12 protein-coding genes and 1 pseudogene are annotated in these 23,271 nt (G+C 61.4%); 5 read left to right on the plus strand and 8 right to left on the minus strand.

The window, feature by feature from the left end; all coding sequences use genetic code 11:
- Nucleotides 1-5: 5 nt before the first annotated feature.
- Nucleotides 6-878: a methyl-accepting chemotaxis protein gene (locus HZ99_RS29640; protein WP_404942439.1), complete on the minus strand. Its 873-nt coding sequence runs from the start codon at nucleotides 876-878 to the stop codon at nucleotides 6-8.
- A gap of 30 nt (nucleotides 879-908) precedes the next feature.
- Nucleotides 909-1,631: pseudogene (locus tag HZ99_RS29645) on the minus strand (MCP four helix bundle domain-containing protein); the annotation flags it as partial.
- A gap of 274 nt (nucleotides 1,632-1,905) precedes the next feature.
- Between HZ99_RS29645 and HZ99_RS19920 the strand changes: the two are divergent.
- Nucleotides 1,906-2,136, plus strand: coding sequence for a hypothetical protein (locus HZ99_RS19920; protein WP_032862136.1), 231 nt, complete (start codon nucleotides 1,906-1,908; stop codon nucleotides 2,134-2,136).
- A complete protein-coding gene (locus tag HZ99_RS19925; RefSeq protein ID WP_038445498.1) occupies nucleotides 2,133-2,426 on the plus strand; it encodes a cell division protein ZapA in 294 nt (97 codons plus the stop codon). The genes HZ99_RS19920 and HZ99_RS19925 overlap by 4 nt, the downstream gene beginning before the upstream one ends.
- A gap of 40 nt (nucleotides 2,427-2,466) precedes the next feature.
- Here HZ99_RS19925 and HZ99_RS19930 read toward each other — a convergent pair whose 3' ends face one another.
- Nucleotides 2,467-4,269: an acyl-CoA dehydrogenase gene (locus HZ99_RS19930; RefSeq protein WP_038445500.1), complete on the minus strand. Its 1,803-nt coding sequence runs from the start codon at nucleotides 4,267-4,269 to the stop codon at nucleotides 2,467-2,469.
- Between the two features lie 272 nt (nucleotides 4,270-4,541).
- Nucleotides 4,542-8,495 (minus strand): trifunctional transcriptional regulator/proline dehydrogenase/L-glutamate gamma-semialdehyde dehydrogenase, encoded by a 3,954-nt coding sequence (gene putA / locus HZ99_RS19935; protein ID WP_038445501.1) that lies wholly within the window; start codon nucleotides 8,493-8,495, stop codon nucleotides 4,542-4,544.
- A 458-nt stretch (nucleotides 8,496-8,953) separates the two neighbouring features.
- On the opposite strand from putA, the gene putP reads away from it, so the two are divergent.
- Nucleotides 8,954-10,438, plus strand: a complete 1,485-nt coding sequence (gene putP, locus HZ99_RS19940) for a sodium/proline symporter PutP (RefSeq protein ID WP_038445504.1) — start codon at nucleotides 8,954-8,956, stop codon at nucleotides 10,436-10,438.
- A 402-nt stretch (nucleotides 10,439-10,840) separates the two neighbouring features.
- Nucleotides 10,841-11,677 (plus strand): 23S rRNA (adenine(2030)-N(6))-methyltransferase RlmJ, encoded by an 837-nt coding sequence (locus tag HZ99_RS19945; RefSeq protein ID WP_038445506.1) that lies wholly within the window; start codon nucleotides 10,841-10,843, stop codon nucleotides 11,675-11,677.
- 120 nt (nucleotides 11,678-11,797) lie between these two features.
- Here the strand turns inward: HZ99_RS19945 and msrA are convergent, their stop codons facing one another.
- The 4 genes from msrA to aceE all read right to left on the minus strand — a co-directional run bounded on the left by msrA (nucleotide 11,798) and on the right by aceE (nucleotide 19,884).
- Nucleotides 11,798-12,445, minus strand: a complete 648-nt coding sequence (gene msrA, locus HZ99_RS19950; protein ID WP_038445508.1) for a peptide-methionine (S)-S-oxide reductase MsrA — start codon at nucleotides 12,443-12,445, stop codon at nucleotides 11,798-11,800.
- Between the two features lie 67 nt (nucleotides 12,446-12,512).
- Entirely contained in the window at nucleotides 12,513-15,203 is a 2,691-nt protein-coding gene (locus HZ99_RS19955) for a putative bifunctional diguanylate cyclase/phosphodiesterase (RefSeq protein WP_038445510.1), read from the minus strand.
- A gap of 380 nt (nucleotides 15,204-15,583) precedes the next feature.
- Nucleotides 15,584-17,227: a dihydrolipoyllysine-residue acetyltransferase gene (gene aceF, locus HZ99_RS19960; RefSeq protein ID WP_038445512.1), complete on the minus strand. Its 1,644-nt coding sequence runs from the start codon at nucleotides 17,225-17,227 to the stop codon at nucleotides 15,584-15,586.
- A gap of 11 nt (nucleotides 17,228-17,238) precedes the next feature.
- The gene (aceE, locus tag HZ99_RS19965) at nucleotides 17,239-19,884 is read right to left on the minus strand and encodes a pyruvate dehydrogenase (acetyl-transferring), homodimeric type (protein WP_029299202.1); all 2,646 of its coding nucleotides are present in this window, start codon (nucleotides 19,882-19,884) and stop codon (nucleotides 17,239-17,241) included.
- A gap of 383 nt (nucleotides 19,885-20,267) precedes the next feature.
- Here aceE and glnE point away from each other — a divergent pair, with 383 nt between their 5' ends.
- Nucleotides 20,268-23,207, plus strand: a complete 2,940-nt coding sequence (glnE, locus tag HZ99_RS19970; RefSeq protein WP_038445513.1) for a bifunctional [glutamate--ammonia ligase]-adenylyl-L-tyrosine phosphorylase/[glutamate--ammonia-ligase] adenylyltransferase — start codon at nucleotides 20,268-20,270, stop codon at nucleotides 23,205-23,207.
- Nucleotides 23,208-23,271 lie beyond the last annotated feature (64 nt).

The raw sequence follows: 23,271 nt of genomic DNA on the forward strand, positions 1-23,271 counted from the left end.
GTCTGTTAGAGGCGGAACCTGCCCACCATCCCATTCAAGTCCACCGCCAGGCGCGACAACTCGCTGCTGGCCGCGCTGGTCTGGCTGGCACCCGTGGCCGATTGCACCGACAAGTCGCGGATGTTCACCAGGTTGCGGTCCACTTCCCGAGCTACTTGCGCCTGTTCTTCTGCGGCGCTGGCGATCACCAGGTTGCGCTCGTTGATCTCGATAACTGCGCTGTTGATGGTATCCAGGGACATCCCGGCGCCTTTGGCGATATTGAGTGTCGACTCGGCGCGCTCGGTGCTGTTGCGCATCGAGTCCACGGCCTGTTCGGTGCCGGCCTGGATACTGCCGATCATCCGCTCGATTTCACTGGTCGACTGCTGGGTGCGATGGGCCAGGGCCCGCACTTCATCGGCCACCACGGCAAACCCGCGCCCGGCTTCCCCGGCGCGCGCGGCTTCGATGGCGGCGTTCAGTGCCAGCAGGTTGGTCTGGTCGGCCAGGCCGCGAATCACGTCCAGCACCTTGCCGATATCCCGCGACTCTTCGGCCAGGTTGCCGATCAGGGTAGCGGTGCCCTGCACATCGGCGCTCATGCGTTCGATGGCGCTGACGGTTTCCTGCACCAGGTCGCGGCCATCGCCCGCCGAGGCCGTGGCGTTTTTCGAGGCTTCGGAGGTGCTGACCGCATTGCGCGCGACTTCTTCGACGGCACTGGTCATCTCGTTGACGGCGGTGGCCGCCTGCTCGATCTCGTTGTTCTGCTGGGTCAGGCCACGGGCGCTTTCGTCGGTGACGGCATTCAACTCTTCGGCCGCCGAGGCCAGTTGGGTGGCGGAGCCGGAAATGCGCTGCAGGGTGTCGCGCAACTTCTCCTGCATTTTGTTCATCGCGCGCAACAGGCGGCCGGCTTCGTCATCGCCATCGACTTTGATCGGCTGGGTCAGGTTGCCTTCGGCAATGTTCTCGGCGGCGCCCAGGGCCTGGGCGATGGGCAGGGTGATGCTGCGGGTCAGCAGCCAGGCAAACAGCACGGTCAGCGCCGTGGCCAGCACCAGCAGGGCCACCACCAGGTCAAAGGCCGAGTCGTATTGATCGGCGGCTTTCTGGTTGCTGTCGTTGGCCATCGAATTGTTGATGTCCAGCAAGCGTGTCAGGACCGCGTTGACCGCCTCGGAGTTGCTCAGCAGTTCGGTGTTGAGCAAGGTGCGCAGCTCTTCGATCTGGTTGTTGCGCGACAGGCTCTTCATCCGCTCTTCGATCTGCCGGTATTGGCCCAGCAGGCGCACATAATCGTCGTAGGCCGAGCGTTCCTCGGGGCTGTCGATCAGCTTTTCATACACGCTCTGGGCGGCACGAATCTGTTGGTTGCGCAGCTCGAAGGCTTCCAGGGTCTTTTGTTGTACCTGTGGCTCGCGGTTGGTCAGCAAGCGGTAGGACAGCACCCGCAGGCGCAGGGTCAATTGGGTGAAATCGTCCAGTGCGCGAATACTCGGCACGCTGCGCAGGGTGATGTTTTCGGTGGCACCACGGATTTTGCTCATCTGGTTCAGCGCAAAAATACCGAGAAACAACATCAGCGCACCAATGCACGCGAAGCCGAGAAACGCGCGCGGCGCGATATTCATATTACGAAGAGACATGCAATGGTCCTGGGAGAGGCGCGATCCGTGCGGCGTTGAGGCGGGCTAAGCATGACCTATCGGACGTACGACTAAAGTCTTGAGGGGCTGCGCGCTTTTGTCGCACCCTGTGCCGATTGGAATGGATTCAGGAACCAGATGGCGTAAATGCAGTCACTAAGGCTCCACAGCGTGGCCTGACCCATGAAATCAGGGCTGCGCGCCAGGTATCCCTGGCTTCCACGGTGAATTTTCTTTATCGTCACCGCCCCTTGAAAAAGCCCGAGAATTCAAAATGTTAGAAACATCCCTCAGCCAACTGGAACAACTGGTCAGTGACCTGGTGCAGCAGAATCAAGAACTTTTGGGCACCAACGAATCCCTCAAGGCGGAACTGGCCCGTGCCAAGGATGAAAACGACAGCCTGCAACTGAACCTGATGGAACAGGAAGAAAAGCAGGGCGCCACCGCCGCCCGTATCCAGGCGTTGGTTGAGCGTGTGAGCGCAGGTCCTGTCAGCGCATGAATGAAGGGATAAAGGTCGTTTCGATTCTCGGTGAGGATTACTCGATCAAGGCACCGGATGGCGAAGACAACACCCTGCTCAAAGCCGTGACCCTGCTCAAGGCGTCCCTGGCCACCACCAAGCAGAAGTACCCGACCTTGATCGGTGACAAGCTGCTGGTGCTGGCGGCGCTGAACCTGTGCGCCGAGCAGATCGACATGCAACAGCGTCACCAGCAGGAACTCGACCGTTACCAAGAGCAAGTCAGCGCCACGGTCGACGTGATTTCCAAGGCCATCGGCCAACCTTGACGATGTGTAGGCGCCGGTAAGCCGGCCCCTACAGGGGGAGTCAGAACCATTCATCCTGCATGGCCAGGCACGTATCGTCCCGTGTTTCCAGGATCGACAATGCATGATGGCAGCCCGGCACTTCCCAGGTCAGGAAGTACCGGGCCGCTTGCAGCTTGCCTTTATAGAAGGCCGTATCCGTCGCATTGCCCCTGGCCAAGCCTTCTTCGGCGCGAATTGCCTGCTCCAGCCAGCGCCAGCCAATCACCGTATGCCCAAACACTTTCAGGTACAGCGCCGAGTTCGCCAGGCTGCTGTTGACCTTGCCTTGGGCGAGATCCGTCAACAGTCCCAGGGTCACGCTTTGCAGGCGTGCCACCAGGTGTTCCAGCGGCTCGCGCAATGCCGTGAGTGACGGATGCTCCTGGGCCCGTGCGCCGGTCTCGGCGATCAGGCGGATCAGTTGCTTCAAGCCCGCGCCGCCATTTTGCGCGAGCTTGCGCCCCAGCAGGTCCAGGGACTGGATGCCATGGGTGCCTTCATGGATCGGGTTCAGACGGTTGTCGCGATAGTACTGCTCCACCGGGTACTCGCGGGTGTAGCCGTGGCCGCCGAGAATCTGGATCGCCAGTTCGTTGGCCTTCAGGCAGAACTGCGAGGGCCAGGACTTGACGATCGGGGTCAGCAGGTCGAGCAATTCATGGGCCTGTCTGCGCCCGGTTTCGCTGTCCAGGGTGGTGGTGTCATCGAACAGCCGCGCGGCATACAGGCCCAAGTCGAAGGCGCCTTCTACATAGGCTTTTTGTGTGAGCAGCATGCGCTTGATATCGGCGTGCTGGATGATCGACACCGGTGCGGTGTTCGGGTCCTTGCTGTCGGGCAGGCGGCCTTGCGGGCGTTCCCGGGCGTATTCCAGGGAATACAGGTAACCGGCGTAGCCCAGCATCACCGCGCCCATGCCGACCCCAATCCGCGCCTCGTTCATCATTTGGAACATGCAGGCCAGGCCCTGGTGCGGCTTGCCCACCAGATAGCCAACACACTCGCCGTTATCGCCGAAATTCAGCGCGGTGGAGGTGGTGCCGCGCCAGCCCATCTTGTGGAATAGCCCGGCCAGCAGCACATCATTGCGCCGGCCCAGGCTGCCGTCATCGTTGACCAGGAACTTGGGCACGATAAACAGCGAAATACCCTTCACCCCAGCGGGCGCGTCTGGCAGTTTGGCCAGGACCATATGCACGATATTTTCCGACAGCGGGTGGTCGCCACCGGAGATAAAAATCTTGTTGCCCTTGAGCCGGTAGGTACCGTCCGCCGCCGGTTCGGCGCGGGTGCGGATATCCGATAGCGATGAGCCGGCATGGGGTTCGGTCAAGGCCATGGTGCCGAAGAACCGGCCTTCGATCATCGGTTGCAGGAAACGCTGCTTCTGCTCCTCGGTGCCAAAACTCTCGATCAGATTGGCCGCCCCCATGGTCAGGAACGGGTACGAGGTGGACGCCGCATTGGCTGACTGAAAGTGCGCAAAACAGGCCTGGGACAGCAGCGTCGGCAGTTGCATGCCGCCGGCTTCGAAACTGCGGGCGGCATTGAGAAAGCCTGCTTCGAGGAACGCGTCCACGGCAGGTTTTACTTCCGGGATCAGGATCGCCTGGCCGTCTTCGTAGCGCGGTTCGTTCTCGTCGCCCTTGCGGTTGTGCGGGGCGAAGTACTTCTCGGCAATGCTGCGCGCAGTGCCGATGGCGGCATCGAAAGTTTCGCGATTGTGTTCGGCAAACCGCTCGCGCTGGGTCAGGCCCTCGGCATCGAGGACTTCATACAGCTCGAAAGCCAGATTGCGGGAACTGAGGAGCGTCTCGGACATGGCGGCTTACCTATGTGGGAATAGGCCGCAGTCTAAGTGCGCAAATAGAGGTTCGATAGCAAGATTGATCTGAGTGATGCAGCAGCAAAACACAGCGTGAAGGTATGGTGCGGTCAATGTAGGAGCTGGCTTGCCAGCGATGGCGATGTATCAGTCACCACCTGGGTGGCTGGTCGACCGCTATCGCTGGCAAGCCAGCTCCTACAGTTATCCGGTGTAGGCAGCCTTAATGCAGTGGGGCACCCATTGCGGGTGCCCCACTTTGGCATTGATCAGCCGATGGTCATCAAGCTGGCATTGCCCCCCGCCGCAGCGGTGTTGACGCTCAGCGCGCGCTCGATCACCAGGCGCTCCAACGCGATGTTGGTTTCGCCCGAAGACAAGCCGTTGACCCCGACAATCGCGCCGCTACGCTGGGCCACTTGCTGGCAAACCCCGCGCAGTTGGTCGGAATCGCCATGGTGCAGGACCGCATCGAAGATCACTTCGTCCTTGGTCCAGTCGGCCACGCGCTGGATCTTCGCCTGAACTTCCTTCGGCAGCCGTGGGAACAGCGCTTTGGTCAGGTCAGATTCCGGCCACACCGCCGAGCTGCCTACGGCCAACACCGCCGCCAGCTGCGCGAGCAGGTCGCCTTCCACCTCGGCCAGGCACAGTACGTGCTCGCGGGGCAGGATGGCGTAGCTGTTGCGCTCGCCGGTCGGGCCGGCCAGCAGGCGGGTGATGCCGCTTTGGGATTGTGCGGCGAACTGGCTGCACAGCACGCTCAGGTCGCTGAACTTATTGCTGTCGGCCCAGGTTTTCAGGGCAGTCAGCGGTTGGCTCATGGCTTCACGCAGGCGTACATCCGGGGCCGCCAGGGCATCACCACGCACGAAGGATTGCTCGATCGCATCGGTAGGACGGGTCGACAGCAAGCGGTACAGGTACAGCGGGCCACCGGCTTTCGGGCCGGTGCCCGACAAGCCTTCGCCGCCGAACGGCTGCACGCCGACCACGGCGCCGACGATGTTACGGTTGACGTAGACGTTACCGGCATGGACGTTGTCGATCACCTTGGCGATGGTCTCGTCGATGCGGGTGTGTACGCCCAGGGTCAGGCCGTAGCCCGAAGCATTGATCTGGCCGATCAATTGGTCGATTTCCTTGCGCTTGTAGCGCACCACGTGCAGCACCGGGCCGAAGATCTCCCGTTGCAGCTCATCGAAGCTTTCCAACTCGATCAGGGTGGGCATCACGAAGGTGCCGCGCTTGATTTCTTCGCTGTCGGCAATTGCCACCTGGTACACGGTGCGGCCTTTGTCGCGCATGGCCTGGATGTGTTTCTCGATACCTGCCTTGGCTTCGGCGTCGATCACCGGGCCGATATCCACGGACAGGCGCTCCGGATTGCCCAGGCGGCATTCCGCCATGGCGCCCTTGAGCATTTCGATGACGCGGTCGGCCGAATCTTCCTGCAGGCACAGCACGCGCAGGGCCGAGCAACGCTGGCCGGCACTGTCGAAGGCCGAAGAGACGACGTCGATCACCACTTGCTCAGTCAGGGCCGAGGAGTCGACGATCATCGCGTTCTGCCCACCGGTCTCGGCGATCAACGGAATCGGGCGTCCCTGGGCATCCAGGCGACCGGCGACGTTGCGTTGCAGCAGGCGCGCCACTTCGGTGGAACCGGTGAACATCACGCCTTTGACGCGATCATCACCGACCAGGCGGGCACCAACGCTTTCGCCCTGGCCTGGCAGCAGTTGCAGCACGCCTTGCGGAATACCGGCTTCCAGCAGCAGGCGCACGGCTTGTGCGGCGACCAGCGGGGTCTGTTCGGCCGGTTTGGCCAGGACCGGGTTACCGGCAGCCAGGGCGGCGGCGACTTGGCCGCTGAAAATCGCCAGCGGGAAGTTCCATGGGCTGATGCAGACCACCGGGCCCAGTGGGCGGTGGGCATCGTTGGTGAAATCGTTGCGTGCCTGCACGGCGTAGTAGCGCAGGAAGTCCACGGCTTCACGCACTTCAGCGATGGCGTTGGCGAAGGTCTTGCCGGCTTCACGGGCCAGCAGGCCCATCAGTGGCTGGATCTCGCCTTCCATCAAGTCGGCGGCACGTTCCAGGATCGCGGCGCGTTCGGCCGGCGGAGTGGCCTGCCAGATCGGTGCCGCGTTGAGGGCGCACTGGATCGCGTTGTCGACGTCTTCGACGGTGGCTTCCTGGACATGGCCGACCACATCACGCAGGTCGGACGGGTTCAGCACCGGCGTCGCGGCTTCATTGCTCGACGCGCAGCCGAGCATCGGCGCGGCTTTCCAGTTGTTGTGCGCGGTGGCCAGCAAGGCGCAGGACAGCGAAGCCAGGCGATGTTCGTTGGCCAGGTCGATACCGGCCGAGTTGGCGCGCTCGCTGCCATACAGGTCACGCGGCAGCGGGATACGCGGGTGCGGCAGGCCGAAGCCGCCTTCCAGCGTCGCCATCTGCTCGATGCTGGCCACCGGATCGGCCACCAGTTCCTGGATCGAGATGGATTGGTCGGCGATACGGTTGACGAACGAGGTGTTGGCGCCGTTTTCCAGCAGGCGGCGCACCAGGTAGGCCAGCAGTGTTTCGTGGGTGCCGACTGGAGCGTACACGCGGCACGGACGGTTCAGCTTGCCTTCGGAAACTTTGCCTACAACCTGTTCGTACAGTGGTTCGCCCATGCCGTGCAGGCATTGGAACTCGTACTGGCCGGGGTAATAGTTCTGGCCAGCAATATGGTAGATGGCCGACAGAGTGTGGGCGTTGTGCGTGGCGAACTGCGGGTAGATGACTTCCGGTACCGACAGCAGCTTGCGTGCGCAGGCGATGTAGGAAACGTCGGTGTACACCTTGCGGGTGTACACCGGGTAGCCTTCCAGGCCTTCGACCTGGGCGCGCTTGATTTCGCTGTCCCAGTACGCGCCTTTTACCAGGCGGATCATCAGGCGGTGACGGCTGCGGCGCGCCAGGTCGATCACGTAGTCGATCACGTACGGGCAGCGTTTCTGGTAGGCCTGGATCACGAAACCGATACCGTTCCAGCCGGTCAGTTGCGGCTCGAAGCATAGGCGTTCGAGCAGGTCCAGGGACAGTTCCAGGCGGTCGGCTTCTTCGGCATCGATGTTCAGGCCGATGTCATATTGCTTGGCCAGCAGGGTCAGGGACAGCAGGCGTGGGTACAACTCGTCCATCACGCGCTCGTACTGGGCGCGGCTGTAGCGAGGGTGCAGGGCCGACAGCTTGATGGAAATGCCCGGGCCTTCATAAATCCCACGGCCGTGGGAGGCTTTGCCGATGGAGTGAATGGCTTGTTCGTACGAGGCCAGGTATTTCTGCGCGTCGTGTTCAGTCAGCGCAGCTTCACCCAGCATGTCGTAGGAGTAGCGGAAGCCCTTGGCTTCGAACTTGCTCGCATTGGCCAGGGCCTCGGCAATGGTTTCGCCGGTGACGAACTGCTCGCCCATCAGGCGCATGGCCATGTCGACGCCCTTGCGGATCATCGGCTCGCCGCTCTTGCCGATGATGCGGCTCAGGGACGAGGTCAGGCCGGCCTCGTTATGGGTGGCGACCAGTTTGCCGGTCAGCAGCAGGCCCCAGGTGGCGGCGTTGACGAACAGCGACGGGCTGTTGCCCAGGTGCGGCTGCCAGTTGCCGGTGCTGATCTTGTCGCGAATCAGTGCGTCACGGGTGCCCTTGTCGGGGATACGCAGCAGGGCTTCGGCCAGGCACATCAGCGCCACGCCTTCCTGGGACGACAGGGAAAACTCCTGCAGCAGGCCCTGGACGATACCGGCACGGCCACCGGCACTCTTCTGATTGCGCAGTTTTTCGGCAATCGAGGCGGCCAGCTTGTTGGTGGCTTCGGCCATTTGGGCCGGCAGGCGCGCCTGCTCGATCAGCATGGGCACCACTTCCGGCTCGGGGCGGCGGTAAGCGGCGGTGATCGAGGCGCGCAGCACCGATTGCGGCAGGATGCTTTCGGCAAATTCGAGGAAGCACTGGTGGGCGTGGTCGTTTTGCACCTCGCCGGCATCGTCTGCGTCCTTGAGGCCAGAGCCATTGAGTTCGGTCAGGGTTGCACCACCCTCCAGTTTCTCCAGGTAATTGAAAATTGCCTGCTTGATCAGCCAGTGCGGCGTGCGATCAATGGAGGTCGCGGCGGCCTTCAGGCGTTCGCGGGTCGGGTCATCGAGTTTGACCCCAAGGGTGGTCGTAGCCATATTTTTATCCTCATGGGTGCCACTACTGCGTGGCATCAGCTGGCGGCAAGATTAGCTTTGCGCCGTAAGAGGTGCAACCGGGTGCAACCCATTTTCTTCATGAAATCCGCGCTGCTCGTCAGAAATCATTTTCACTCGACGGAATCGGCTTGTTATTGGTGCATTTACTTCTGGATTTGGCTGTTCTTGCTCCGAAAAGGAGCAAAAAACCACCGTTTGCCGAAAAACACGCGCAGGTGCAACTAATTCTCACGAAACTGGTTGCACCTTATTTGCTTTGTTGAATAGCATTCGCGCCCAAGGTGCAACCATCTGCAAGGGTCGGTTCATCGGCTGATGGCTTTCCTGGGGAAACGTCAGTCATAAATGCGCGGTACGCCGCTTCGTCTACAAACGACTCCTTTGTAGATGGGCTGACAGACCGCCGCTACATAAAAACAAAGCCAGGGCGTAACTCAATGAGCGTAAGTAATCCAACCTTGATCACATTTGTGATCTACATCGCGGCAATGGTGCTGATCGGTCTCATGGCCTATCGCTCCACCAATAACCTTTCCGATTACATCCTCGGTGGTCGCAGCCTCGGCAGCGTCGTCACTGCACTCTCGGCTGGCGCCTCGGATATGAGCGGCTGGTTGTTGATGGGCCTGCCAGGTGCCATCTACATGTCGGGCCTGTCGGAAAGCTGGATCGCCATCGGCCTGATCGTCGGTGCTTACCTGAACTGGCTGTTTGTGGCTGGCCGCCTGCGCGTGCAGACCGAACACAACGGCGACGCCCTGACCCTGCCGGACTACTTCTCCAGCCGCTTTGAAGACAAAAGCGGCCTGCTGCGGATTATCTCGGCCGTGGTGATCCTGGTGTTCTTTACCATCTACTGCGCTTCCGGCATTGTTGCCGGTGCCCGTCTGTTCGAAAGCACCTTCGGCATGTCCTACGGGACGGCGCTGTGGGCCGGTGCTGCGGCGACCATTGCCTACACCTTCATCGGTGGTTTCCTGGCAGTAAGCTGGACAGATACCGTACAAGCCACCCTGATGATCTTCGCGTTGATCCTCACGCCAATCATCGTGCTGCTGGCCACAGGCGGTGTCGATACCACGTTCCTGGCCATCGAAGCGAACGATCCCACCAACTTCGACATGCTGAAAAACACCACCTTCATCGGCATTATTTCGCTGATGGGCTGGGGCCTGGGCTACTTCGGCCAGCCGCATATCCTCGCGCGTTTCATGGCGGCGGATTCGGTCAAGTCGATTGCCAATGCACGTCGTATCTCCATGACCTGGATGATCCTGTGCCTGGGCGGCACCGTGGCTGTAGGCTTCTTCGGTATTGCCTACTTCTCGGCACACCCTGAAGTCGCCGGCCCCGTGACCGAAAACCCTGAGCGTGTGTTCATCGAACTGGCCAAGCTGCTCTTCAACCCATGGATCGCGGGCGTGCTGCTGTCGGCCATTCTGGCTGCCGTGATGAGCACCCTGAGCTGCCAGTTGCTGGTGTGTTCCAGCGCCCTGACCGAAGACTTCTACAAGGCTTTCCTGCGCAAGGGCGCGTCCCAGATTGAGCTGGTCTGGGTCGGCCGCATCATGGTGCTGGTGGTTGCGTTGATTGCTATCGCGATGGCCGCCAACCCGGAAAACCGTGTGCTGGGTCTGGTGAGCTACGCCTGGGCAGGCTTCGGTGCTGCGTTCGGCCCAGTGGTGCTGATCTCGGTACTGTGGAAAGGCATGACCCGTAACGGCGCACTGGCCGGTATTCTGGTCGGCGCGATCACTGTGATTGTGTGGAAGCACTTCGAGCTACTGGGTCTGTACGAAATCATTCCAGGCTTCCTGTTCGCCAGCCTGGCGATCTACTTCGTGAGCAAGATGGGCGCCCCGACTGCCGGCATGGTTGAACGCTTCACGGCTGCCGAGAAAGACTACAACCTCAACAAGTGAGGTGTTCATGTTGGCCTTGATGGCCAGGTGAACTGAAAAAAGGCCCGCATCCTTGGATGGCGGGCCTTTTTTTGCCCAAAGTCTATTTAGTCAAAGTCAGTGATGAGCAGCCCTGCCATACGGCTCATACCTGGAAGGCGCGAATGGCGGGCCCATGAGCGCCCCGACCTGCATGACGCCTTCACAAGGTCGCGTAGTTTGTGCGCCAGCCCTACGCCGTGGTGCAGGGCGAGGGTGGCGTCTTTCATGGTGCTGTTTTGACCTCCTTGGATTCCATGGGCTTCCCCGCATAACCCGCTAGACCGTTTTCGGTGCTGTTTGCGGCATCAGTACCGCCCGGCATGCAGCCCTGCACCTTTGCCTGCGTAAAAGGTAAACTTCGCGCCCTGCGCAGGAGCAACCATGAATTATCGTCACGCCTTTCACGCCGGCAACCACGCCGATGTCTTCAAACACTTGACCTTGACCCGCCTCATCGCCCTGATGTCGCGCAAGGAGCAGCCGTTTGCCTATCTCGACACCCACGCCGGGATCGGTCTGTACGACCTGCAAGGCGACCAGGCCAACCGCACCGGTGAGTACCTGGAAGGCATTGCCCGTTTGTGGGGCGAGGCGGACCTGCCGGCGCTGACCGCTGACTACATGCAGGTGCTGCACGAGATGAACCCGGATGGCCAGTTGCGCTATTACCCAGGCTCGCCGGAGCTGGCGCGGCGCCTGACCCGGCCCCAGGACCGTGTGTTGCTCAACGAAAAACACCCGCAAGACGGCGTGCTGCTCAAGGACAACATGAAGGGCGACCGCCGCGTGAAGGTGCATCTGGGAGAAGGCTGGCATGTGCCGCGGGCCTTGCTGCCCGTGCCGGAAAAGCGCGCCTTGATGCTGATCGACCCGCCGTTCGAGAAACTCGACGAGATGCAGCGTTGCGCCGCCTCCCTCAAGGAAGCGGTGGGCCGCATGCGCCAGACGGTCGCGGCGATCTGGTATCCGGTGAAGGACCAGCGCATGTTGCGCCGTTTCTACCAGGACCTGGCGGGCACCGGCGCACCGAAGCTGTTGCGGGTGGAGTTGCTGGTGCACCCGCTGGACACCCCCAACACCCTGACCGGCTCGGGCCTGGCGATTGCCAACCCGCCGTGGGGGCTGGAGGAAGAGTTGCGTGAGCTGCTGCCGTGGTTGTCGAGGAAACTGGGGCAGACCCAGGGTGGCTGGCAGATGGATTGGCTGATCGCCGAATAACGGGATCTCAAGTCGGTTACAGAACCAATGTGGGAGCGGGCTTGCTCGCGATAGCGGAGTGTCAGTTGATGCATTTCTGACCGATCCACCGCTATCGCGAGCAAGCCCGCTCCCACAGTTTTAGATCGGGCAGGTCACGCCAGTCCCGCCGATCCCGCAGTAACCCTGCGGGTTTTTCGCCAGGTACTGCTGGTGGTAGGCCTCGGCGAAGTACACCGTCGGCGCCTGCTCGATTTCGGTGGTGATTTGGCCCAGGCCGGCCTTGCTCAGCTCTTCCTGGTAAGCCTGTGCACTGGCCTTCGCTGCGTCCAGTTGTTCAGGCGTGGTGGCGTAGATCACCGAGCGATACTGGCTGCCGATATCATTGCCCTGGCGCATGCCCTGGGTCGGGTTGTGCAGTTCCCAGAACATTTTCAGCAGGTCTTCGTACTTGAGTTTGGCCTGGTCATACACCACCAGCACCACTTCGCTGTGGCCGGTCAGGCCTGAGCAGACTTCTTCATAGGTTGGGTTTGGCGTGAAGCCGCCAGCGTAGCCGACCACGGTGCTGACGACGCCATCGCGTTGCCAGAACTTGCGTTCGGCGCCCCAGAAACAGCCCAGGCCAAAGATCGCAAACCCCACGTCGTCGAGGAACGGGCCCAGCAGCGGGTTACCGTTGACGAAGTGCGTCTCGGGCAGCGTCATCGGGGTGTCACGACCCGGCAGGGCTTGTTCGGCGGTAGGCAGCACGTTTTTATTCACCAGGATTTCCGAGCGCAAGACCATGATCAGTCCTCTCGTCAGGTTGAGTTAACAGTTCAGACCGCCAGTGTGCCCGAGTGTTACAGCGCTGTCAGGCGATTGGCCCACGGGGGTAGCGTTTGAGCTTGTCCAGCAGCTCGCCGCCGGGGATTGGCCGGTCGAACAGGTAGCCCTGGCCGACGTCGCAGCGATGGCGGCGTAGGAACGCCAGCTGTTCGGCGGTCTCGATGCCTTCGGCGACCACCTTGAGCTTGAGGTTGTGCGCCATGGCAATCACCGCCGAGGTGATTTCCATGTCGTCCTGGTTGTCCGGGATCTCATGGATAAAGCTGCGGTCGATCTTGATGATGTCGATGGGGAATTTCTTCAGGTAACTCAGGGACGAGTAACCGGTGCCGAAATCATCCATGGCCAGGGTCAGGCCGAAGCTCTTCAACTGGTCCAGCTGCAGGCGTGTGTCTTCGGTGGCTTCCAGCAGCAGGCCCTCGGTCAGCTCCAGCTCCAGCAGGTTGGCCGGCAGTTGTTCTTCCTTGAGGATGCTGGCGATGGACGCCACCAGGTCCGGGTCGGAAAACTGCTTGGGCGACAGGTTGATCGCCACCTGCAAGTTGCCCATGCCGGCGGCGCTCAATTGCTTGCTCATGCGGCAGGCCTGGCGCGCGATCCATTTGCCAATGGGAATGATCAGGCCGGTCTCTTCGGCGACGCTGATGAACTGATCCGGGCGGATCATGCCCTTTTCCGGGTGGTTCCAGCGCAGCAGCGCTTCCATGCCCAGCAGGCGCCCGCTGCGCAGGCACAGCTTGGGTTGGTAGAACACGTCCAGCTCGTTCTGGGTCAGGGCGCGGCGCAGGTTGTTCTCGACGAACAGTTTGTAACTGGCCTCGGCATTCAGGGCCTCGGTGAACACTTGCACCTGGTGCTTGCCGTTGGCTTTGGCCTTGTGCAGTGCCAGGCCGGCGTTGCGCATCAGGGTCTGTGGGTCGCGGCCATGCAGCGGCGCGCAGGCCAGGCCCACGGAGCCGGTGACACTGATCAATTGGTTATCGACGAACATCGGTTTGTCGAGGGTCATCAACAGCTGGGAGGCCATTTGCTGGCCGACCTCAAGGTCGGCGTTGTCGAGCAGTACCGCAAATTCGTTACTGGCAAAGCGCGCCAGGCTACCGCCGGCATTGAGGCTGTTGCGCAGGCGCCGGGCCAGGCTGATCAGCAACTTGTCGCCGGTCTGGTGGCCGAGGCTGTCGTTGATGCGCTTGAAGTTGTCGATATCGACCAGTAGCAGGCTGATGGGGGCGTCGCTGTCGCGGGCGAAGCGTTCATCGAGATTGCGGATAAACGCTGGACGGTTACCCAGGTTGGTCAGGTTATCGGTGTAGGCCAGGCGTTCGATGCGCTGCTGGGCCAGCTTGGTCTGGGTGATGTCTTCGTAGATGCCGATGTAGTGGGTCAGTTCGCGGTTGTCGCCGTAGACCTTGGAGATCGACAGCTGGCCCCAGTACGGTTCTAGGTTTTTGCGTCGGCTCTTGAACTCGCCCTGCCAGCTGTTGCTCTTGGCCAGGCTGGAGGGCGCGTCGAACAACAGTTCGCTGAGGTTTTCCAGGGCTGGCAACTGGGCCAGGCGATGGCCGTGGACTTCTTCGGTGCTGTACTGGGTGATGGCGGTGAAGCTGGGGTTGACGTACTCCACCACGCCGTCGCAATTGACCAGCAGGAAGGCATTGGCACTTTGCTCCACGGCGCGCTGGAACAGATGCAGGGCGCTGGTGGCAGTACGGCGGTTGTGGTTGTTGATGACCTGGGCGAACTGGTCGGCCAATTCGCCAGCAAAGGCGATTTCATCGGACAGCCAATCCCGGGTGCCGGCGCTTTGCTCCAGGCACAGCACGCCCACCACCTGGCCATCGACACGGATACTGGCATCGAGCATCGCGTGGATGTCCATGGGCCGCAGGCTTTCGACCATTTCCCGGGTGCGCGGGTCGCGCATGGCATTGCTGGCGTCGATGGCGCGGCTGCTGTGCAGGGCTTCGAGGTAATCCGGGAAGCCACTGGCGTCGATCGGCTGGGGCAGATGGTGCTGTTGGTCGGCGCGCTGAAAGGCGGAGATCGGCACCAGTTGCTGGCCTTCGAGGTTCCAGATGCTGGCGCAGTCGATCTGGTAGATATCACAGGCGGTGCGGGTGATCAGTTCGGCGGCTTCTTGCAGGGAGTTGTTGGTGCTGTAGCGCTGGCGGGCCAGCAGCAGGATCAGTTCCTGCTGGGCGCGCACCCGCTCCAGGTGCTGCAATTGCTCCTGCTGGGCGCGCTGGTTGAGCTCCAGGGCGATCTGCAACCGGCTGTTCTGGTCTTCCAGGTCGGCGGCGGGCATTGGTGTCAGGTTGTTGAACAAGCCATCCACTACCATCAGGTAACCGCGCAGCAGGTGGCGATTGTGCTGTTTGTAAGCCTCGCCGACCTCCAGCAGGCTCAGCGGGCCGTCGTTGGTGTGCAGGGTGTAGCGCACCAGGTAATGGGGGCTGGCGGTCAGTTGCTGTTGGATCGCGTCATGCAGCTGATAGCGCGCCTGGGGCTCCATCAGGCTGGCGTAGGGCGAGCCGATCAGCGAGCACAGCTCTACCGCGGGCAAGCCGAATTGGCGTTCACAATTGGGGTCGAGGTACAGCAGTGCCCAGCTTGCCTCATTCAGCCGCTCGAAACGCAGCATACCGAGGCGCGAAGGCACCGGTAATTGCGTCACGACCTCGGCCGCCGTTCGGGCGACATCGGGTTGGCTTTTCATGGGGAGCTCGCTTGGAAAAATGCGCATTGCGCCGGGCTATCGCCCTCTTTACTGCCGTCTGCGGCAAGGTTGCATCATGCAGCACGGACTGACAAGAGAGGATGAAGGCTAAGTGCTATAAGTGGGTTATCGGCCGCGCAGCGGTTTTCTACAGTCGGGATGATGGATGGTCAATCGATTCTCTGCAGGAGCCGGCTTGCCGGCGATTGCGATCTATCTGTTATTGCGTCACCGGATGACACACCGCTATCGCCGGCAAGCCGGCGGCTACAAACAACAGGCAAAAAAAGCCCCGCCAAATTGGCGGGGTTGAGGTACGAGCGTGGCGCTCGGAAATCGTTGCAGCCAGGCCTCCCCGCAAAGAGGGAGGCCGCTGCGGCTTACAGCAGGATGGTGCGGATATCGTTCAGCAACTGGCTCAGGCGCTGAGTGAAACGTGCGGCAGCCGCGCCATTGATCACGCGGTGATCGTAGGACAACGACAGCGGCAGCATCAGCTTCGGCTGGAAGGCCTTGCCGTCCCACACAGGCTGGATGGTGGCCTTGGAAACACCCAGGATCGCCACTTCCGGCGCGTTGACGATTGGCGTGAAGCCAGTGCCGCCAATGTGCCCGAGGCTGGAGATGGTGAAGCAGGCGCCTTGCATGTCGTCCGGCGTCAGCTTCTTGTCGCGGGCCTTGGCAGCCAGTGCAGCCGCTTCGCCAGCAAGCTGCAGCAGGCTCTTCTGGTCGACGTTCTTGATCACAGGTACCAGCAGGCCATCCGGGGTGTCGACCGCAAAGCCGATGTGCACGTATTTCTTGCGAATGATCGCCTTGCCGCTGGGGGCCAGCGAACTGTTGAAGTCCGGCAGTTCCTTGAGCAGGTGCGCGCAGGCCTTGAGCAACAGTGGCAGTACGGTCAGTTTCACGCCGGCCTTCTCGGCCACGGCTTTCTGCGCTACGCGGAAAGCTTCCAGGTCGGTGATATCGGCCTGGTCGAACTGAGTCACGTGGGGAATGTTCAACCAGCTGGCGTGCAGACCGGCTGCGCCGATTTGCATCAGGCGGGTCATCGGCACTTCTTCGGTTTCGCCGAAGCGGCTGAAGTCCACGGTGCGGATCGGCGGAATGCCCGAGCCACCGGTAGCAGCGCCGGCAGCCGGAGCTTCCTTGGCTTTTTGCATCATGGACTTGACGTAGACCTGCACGTCTTCCTTGAGCACGCGACCATGCGGGCCGGTAGGGCTGACAGCGCTCAGCTCGACGCCGAATTCACGGGCCAGCTGACGCACGGCAGGGCCGGCGTGAGCCTTGGCACCGCTTGGCGCTGGGGCAGCAGCCGGGGCCGGAGCGGCCTCGGCTTTTGCCGCAGGCGCAGGAGCCGGGGCGGCGGCCGGTGCAGCTTCAGCCTTGGCCGCTGGAGCGGCGGCCGGGGCTGGGGCTGCAGCAGGTGCAGTGCCTTGTACTTTCAGCTTGAGGATGAAGTCGCCAGTGCCGACTTCGTCTTCGAGCTTGACTGCGATGCTTTCCACCACGCCGGCAGCCGGCGACGGGATTTCCATGGAGGCCTTGTCGGACTCCAGGGTGATCAGCGACTGGTCGGCTTCGACGGTGTCGCCGACCTTGACCAGCAGTTCGATGATCTTGGCCTTGCCCGACGAGCCGATGTCCGGGACATGAATGTCCTGGACCGTCGCGGCGGCAGGTGCAGCAGCCGGAGCGGCAGGCGCTTCGGCTGGTTTTTCAGCAGGTGCAGGTGCAGGTGCAGCAGCGGCAGCAGGCGCCGCCGCAGGAGCTGCATCGGCAGCACCTTCGATTTCCAGCTCCAGCAGTTCGTCGCCTTCTTTCAGGCGGTCGCCCAGCTTCACTTTCAGGCTCTTGACCACGCCGGCCTTGGGAGCAGGGATTTCCATGCTCGCCTTGTCCGATTCCAGGGTCAGGATGCTCTGGTCGGCTTCGACGGTGTCGCCGACCTTCACAAACAGCTCGATTACTTCACCTTCACCGCTGCCGATGTCAGGTACGCGAATGAGTTCGCTCACAGATAGTCTCCTCAGCAGTCCAGTGGGTTGCGTTTTTCCGGGTTGATCCCGAACTTGACGATGGCGTCAGCCACCACCTTCGGTTCGATCTCACCACGGTCAGCCAAGGCTTCCAGGGCTGCCAACACCACGAAGTGACGGTCGACCTCGAAGAAGTGACGCAGCTTCTTGCGGCTGTCACTGCGGCCAAAACCGTCGGTGCCCAGGACTTTGAATTCCTTGGACGGGACCCACTGGCGAATTTGTTCAGCAAACAGTTTCATGTAGTCGGTAGAGGCGATCACCGGACCCTTGCGGCCAGCCAGGCACTCTTCGACGTAGCTCAGTGCAGGCTTCTGGCCTGGGTGCAGGCGGTTGCTGCGTTCCACGGCCAGGCCATCGCGACGCAGTTCGTTGAAGCTGGTAACGCTCCACACGTCAGCGCCGACGTTGAACTCTTCACGCAGGATCTTCGCCGCTTCACGCACTTCGCGCAGGATGGTGCCGGAGCCCATCAGCTGTACGTGGTGTGCCGCTTCCTTGGTGTCTTCTTCGAGCAGGTACATGCCCTTGATGATGCCTTCTTCAACACCGGCCGGCATGGCAGGTTGCTGGTAGGACTCGTTCATCACGGTGATGTAGTAGAAAACGTCCTGCTGTTCTTCAGTCATTTTCTTCATGCCGTCCTGGATGATCACCGCCAGCTCGTAGCCGTAGGTTGGATCAAAGGTGCGGCAGTTCGGGATGGTGGCCGCCAGGATGTGGCTGTGACCGTCTTCGTGTTGCAGGCCTTCGCCGTTGAGCGTGGTCCGCCCGGCGGTACCGCCGATCAGGAAGCCACGGGTACGGCTGTCGCCGGCAGCCCAGGCCAGGTCGCCAATGCGCTGGAAGCCGAACATCGAGTAGAAGATGTAGAACGGCAGCATCGGCTGGTTGTGGCTGGAGTACGAAGTACCGGCAGCGATGAAGGAGCTCATGGCGCCCGCTTCGTTGATGCCTTCTTCGAGGATCTGGCCCTTCTTGTCTTCCTTGTAGAACATCACCTGGTCTTTATCGACTGGCTCGTAGAGCTGGCCGACGGAGGAGTAGATGCCCAACTGGCGGAACATGCCTTCCATACCGAAGGTACGGGCTTCGTCCGGGATTATCGGGACGATGCGCGGGCCGATTTCCTTGTCCTTGACCAGCTGCGCGAGGATCCGCACGAAGGCCATGGTGGTGGAAATTTCACGGTCGCCCGAGCCGTCGAGGATTGCCTTGAGGGTGCTCAGGTCCGGCGTCGGTACGCTGAAGCTCTGTGCGCGTCGCTGTGGCACGAAACCACCCAGTGCAGTGCGACGCTCGCTCAGGTAGCGGGCTTCGGCGCTGTTTGGCTCCGGCTTGAAGAACGGCAGGTTCTCCAGCTCTTCGTCCTTGACCGGGATGTCGAAGCGGTCGCGGAACAACTTCAAGCTGTCGACATCGACTTTCTTGGTGTTGTGCGCAGTGTTCTTCGCTTCGCCGGCACCGGTGCCATAACCCTTGATGGTCTTGGCCAGGATGACGGTAGGTTGTTCTTTGTGGTTGACCGCTTCGTGGTACGCCGCATAGACCTTGTACGGGTCGTGGCCGCCACGGTTGAGTTTCCAGATCTCGTCGTCGGACAGGTCGGCAACCATCGCCTTGAGTTCAGGCGTGTTGAAGAAGTGCTCACGCACGAACGCGCCGTCTTTGGCCTTGTAGTTCTGGTACTCGCCGTCGATGACTTCGTCCATCCGGCGTTGCAGGATACCGTCGACGTCCTTGGCCAGCAGTGGGTCCCAGAAACGGCCCCAGATGACTTTGGTCACGTTCCATTGGGCACCGCGGAACACGCCTTCGAGTTCCTGGATGATCTTGCCGTTGCCGCGAACCGGGCCGTCGAGGCGCTGCAGGTTGCAGTTGATGACGAAGATCAGGTTGTCCAGCTTTTCGCGGCCGGCCAGGGAGATGGCGCCCAGGGATTCCGGCTCGTCGCACTCGCCGTCGCCCAGGAAGCACCAGACCTTCTGCTTGCCTTCGGGGATGAAGCCACGGGCTTCCAGGTACTTCATGAAGCGCGCCTGGTAGATCGCCTGGATCGGGCCCAGGCCCATGGATACGGTCGGGAACTGCCAGAAGTCAGGCATCAGCCAAGGGTGCGGGTACGACGACAGGCCGCCACCGTCGACTTCCTGGCGGAAGTTGTTCATCTGGTCTTCGGTGATGCGCCCTTCCATGAACGCGCGGGCGTAGACGCCTGGCGAGGTGTGGCCCTGGAAGTAGATCAGGTCGCCGCCGTGTTCGTCGGTCGGGGCCTGGAAGAAGTAGTTGAAGCCGATGTCATACAGGGTTGCGCTGGAAGCGAAGCTGGAGATGTGACCGCCCAGGTCAGAATCTTTCAAGTTCGTGCGCATCACCATTGCCATCGCGTTCCAGCGTACCAGCGAGCGAATGCGGCGTTCCATGAACAGGTCGCCAGGCATGCGTGCTTCGTGGGTAACGGGGATGGTATTGCGGTATGGCGTGGTGATGGCGTAGGGCAGTTGCGAGCCGCTGCGGGTCGCGAGTTCACCCATACGGGTCATCAGGTAATGCGCACGGTCTTCGCCTTCTTTGTCGAGAACCGATTCCAGGGCGTCCAGCCATTCCTGGGTTTCGACGGGATCGAGGTCTTGCATGGCTTGCTCCAGGGCGGAAAGGCTACCAGAATCGGTTGCCTGAAGTTTGCGACTGGCCTTGTGGGCAGACGACATAAATTCTTGGATGGCCGAAGGTTGCTTCGGCGTCCTGTAGTTTTACTACAAATCGTCGGCCATTTCAGCCTTTCGAATGTATATACGAGTAGTAAAACTACACAAGACTGAGCGTATGACTCGGTCTGGCTGGTGAGCATAATCGTTATTGTTGATCTTTTGCGAACAAGAAAAGGTAGAAGTTTAATGTTGCCTGCCAAAATTAATGTTTTTTCAGCTATTTCTAACTTTTGTTCGACAGTCCTTCATCGAGCGTGGTTCTTGCGTTCATCGCCACAAGCCATTTACGCGCCGATCAAGGATAGACCATGAGCCTTCCAATGCGGGTTGAACTCCCAGCCGTTCTGTTGCCATTTGCCAGCCGGGCCGAGCAGTCATTTCGTGACGCAGCGGCCATGCTGGATGCCGATCATGGCCTGTCTGCGTGGACGCCGCAACGCTGGGCTGACTTTGCGCGGGTGTGCGCCGCCAGTGATTTTGTGATTGAACAGAGTGTTCGTGACCCTTTGATGTTGCTGGAACTGGTGGCCTGGGGAGAGCTGGACCGCGGCTTTGCACCCGATGAGCTGTGTGGGCAGATTGCCGCAGCCGTGCAACAGGCTGAAACGGAAGACGAGTTGGGGCGTGTACTGCGCCGTCAGCGCACCCGCCAGCAAGTGCGGATTATCTGGCGCGACCTGACCCGACAGGCGGACCTGGTGCAGACCTGCCGCGACCTGTCGGACATGGCCGATGCCTGCATCGATCAGGCCTACCAGTGGTTGTACCAGCGCCACTGCGTGCAATTCGGCACCCCCACTGGCGGGCGTAGCGGCGAGCCGCAGCAGATGGTCATCCTCGGCATGGGCAAGTTGGGTGCGGTGGAGTTGAACCTGTCGTCGGATATCGACCTGATCTTCGCCTACCCCGAGGGCGGCGAGACCGTGGGGGCCAAGCGCGCCCTGGACAACCAGGAGTTCTTTATCCGCCTGGGCCAGAAGCTGATCAAGGCCCTGGACCCGATGACCGTCGACGGCTTTGTATTCCGGGTCGACATGCGCCTGCGGCCCTACGGTTCAGCCGGGGCGCTGGTGCTGAGTTTCAATGCATTGGAGCAGTACTATCAGGATCAGGGCCGCGACTGGGAACGCTACGCGATGATCAAGGCGCGGGTGGTGGCCGGCGACCAGGTGGCCGGCGCGCAATTGCTCGACTTGCTGCGCCCGTTCGTCTATCGGCGCTACCTGGATTTTTCCGCCATCGAAGCGCTGCGCACCATGAAGCAGTTGATCCAGCAGGAGGTAAGGCGCAAGGGCATGGCCGACAATATCAAGCTGGGCGCGGGCGGCATCCGCGAGGTGGAGTTTATCGCCCAGGCGTTCCAACTGATTCACGGTGGTCGCGATCTGAGCCTGCAGCAACGGCCCTTGCTGAAGGTGCTGGGCACCCTGGAAGGCCAGGGCTACCTGCCGCCGGCGGTGGTTGCCGAGTTGCGCAATGGCTATGAGTTCCTGCGCTACACCGAACATGCGATCCAGGCCATCGCCGACCGCCAGACACAGATGTTGCCTAACAGCGATGAAGACCAGGCACGGATCGCGTTCATGATGGGCTTTGCCGACTGGAGTGCGTTCCATGAACAATTGATGTACTGGCGTGGCCGGGTGGATTGGCATTTTCGTCAGGTGATTGCCGATCCTGACGAAGAAGAGGGTGCCGAAAGCGAATTGGTGGTCGGCGGCGAGTGGTTGCCCTTGTGGGAAGAATCCCAAGATGAAGAGGCCGCCTGTCGTCAATTGGCCGAAGGTGGCTTTGCAGATGCACCCAAGGCCCTGAAAGCCCTGGCCGGCCTGCGCGGCAGTCCGCAATTGCGGGCGATGCAGCGCCTTGGGCGTGAGCGGCTGGATGCATTTATCCCGCGCCTGCTGGCCCAGGCCGTCGAGCACGCCAACCCGGACCTTGTACTGGAGCGCGTACTGCCGTTGGTCGAAGCCGTTGCGCGGCGTTCCGCTTATCTGGTGCTCTTGACGGAAAACCCTGACGCCCTGCGGCGGCTGTTGACCCTGTGCGCCGCCAGCCCATGGATTGCCGAGCAGATCACCCGCTTCCCGCTGTTGCTGGACGAGTTGCTCAATGAAGGCCGCCTGTTCAAGCCGCCGCTGGCGCCCGAGTTGGCCGCCGAATTGCGCGAGCGCCTCACGCGCATCCCCGAGGATGACCTTGAGCAGCAGATGGAGGCCTTGCGTCACTTCAAGCTGGCCCACCGCCTGCGGGTTGCCGCCTCGGAAATCGCTGGCAGCCTGCCACTGATGAAGGTCAGTGACTACCTGACCTGGCTTGCCGAGGCCATTCTGGAGCAGGTGCTGGCCCTGGCCTGGCGCCAGACCGTGGCTCGCCACGGTACGCCGCAGCGTCTGGACGGTACCTTGTGCGATCCCGGGTTTATCATCGTCGGCTATGGCAAGGTCGGCGGCATCGAACTGGGGCATGGCTCGGACCTGGACCTGGTGTTTATCCACGACGGTGATCCGCAGGCCGAGACCGATGGCGCCAAGCCGATCGATGGCGCGCAGTTCTTTACCCGCCTGGGCCAGCGGATCATTCACCTGCTGACCACCCAGACCAACTCCGGGCAATTGTACGAAGTGGATATGCGCCTGCGACCTTCTGGCGCATCGGGGCTGCTGGTCAGTTCCCTGGGGGCCTTTGCCCGTTACCAGGAAAACGAGGCCTGGACCTGGGAGCACCAGGCCCTGGTGCGGGCGCGGGTCCTGGTCGGCAGTCAGGACGTGGGCCGTGCGTTTGAAGGCGTGCGCGCACAGGTATTGGGGCGCGCGCAGGACCTGGCGAAGCTGCGCCAGGAGGTCAGCGAGATGCGCGCCAAGATGCGCGACAACCTGGGCACCAAGTCAACCGGGGCCGGTACGGCGGCGAATGCCTTCGAGCCTACGGCGTCGTTCGATCTCAAGCAGGACGCCGGAGGTATCGTCGATATTGAATTTATGGTGCAATACGCCGCTTTGGCGTGGTCTGCGCAACATCCATCGTTGCTGCGCTACACCGACAATATCCGCATTCTGGAAGGCCTGGAGCAGGTCGGGCTGATGCCCGCCGCCGATGCCCACCTGTTGCGCGAGGTATATAAGGCCTACCGCTCGGCGGCCCATCGCCAGGCCTTGCAGAACGAGGCGGGCGTGGTGGCAGGGGATCAGTTTGCTGACGAACGGCGCCAGGTGAAACGGATCTGGAAAGAACTGGGGTTAAGTTGAGTCAACTGTAGGAGCCGGCTTGCCGGCGATGAGGCCCTTGGAATCCATGGGGATCTTTCGGACG

Source organism: Pseudomonas fluorescens, from assembly GCF_000730425.1.
Lineage (GTDB): Bacteria > Pseudomonadota > Gammaproteobacteria > Pseudomonadales > Pseudomonadaceae > Aquipseudomonas > Aquipseudomonas fluorescens_X.

What these genes read in the sequence shown, in the direction of transcription:
- HZ99_RS29640 (WP_404942439.1), bottom strand. Translation starts at nt 878, where the DNA reads ATGAACAAAATGCAGGAGAAGTTGCGCGACACCCTGCAGCGCATTTCC.
- HZ99_RS19920 (WP_032862136.1), top strand. Translation starts at nt 1,906, where the DNA reads ATGTTAGAAACATCCCTCAGCCAACTGGAACAACTGGTCAGTGACCTG.
- HZ99_RS19925 (WP_038445498.1), top strand. Translation starts at nt 2,133, where the DNA reads ATGAATGAAGGGATAAAGGTCGTTTCGATTCTCGGTGAGGATTACTCG.
- HZ99_RS19930 (WP_038445500.1), bottom strand. Translation starts at nt 4,269, where the DNA reads ATGTCCGAGACGCTCCTCAGTTCCCGCAATCTGGCTTTCGAGCTGTAT.
- putA (WP_038445501.1), bottom strand. Translation starts at nt 8,495, where the DNA reads ATGGCTACGACCACCCTTGGGGTCAAACTCGATGACCCGACCCGCGAA.
- putP (WP_038445504.1), top strand. Translation starts at nt 8,954, where the DNA reads ATGAGCGTAAGTAATCCAACCTTGATCACATTTGTGATCTACATCGCG.
- HZ99_RS19945 (WP_038445506.1), top strand. Translation starts at nt 10,841, where the DNA reads ATGAATTATCGTCACGCCTTTCACGCCGGCAACCACGCCGATGTCTTC.
- msrA (WP_038445508.1), bottom strand. Translation starts at nt 12,445, where the DNA reads ATGGTCTTGCGCTCGGAAATCCTGGTGAATAAAAACGTGCTGCCTACC.
- HZ99_RS19955 (WP_038445510.1), bottom strand. Translation starts at nt 15,203, where the DNA reads ATGAAAAGCCAACCCGATGTCGCCCGAACGGCGGCCGAGGTCGTGACG.
- aceE (WP_029299202.1), bottom strand. Translation starts at nt 19,884, where the DNA reads ATGCAAGACCTCGATCCCGTCGAAACCCAGGAATGGCTGGACGCCCTG.
- glnE (WP_038445513.1), top strand. Translation starts at nt 20,268, where the DNA reads ATGAGCCTTCCAATGCGGGTTGAACTCCCAGCCGTTCTGTTGCCATTT.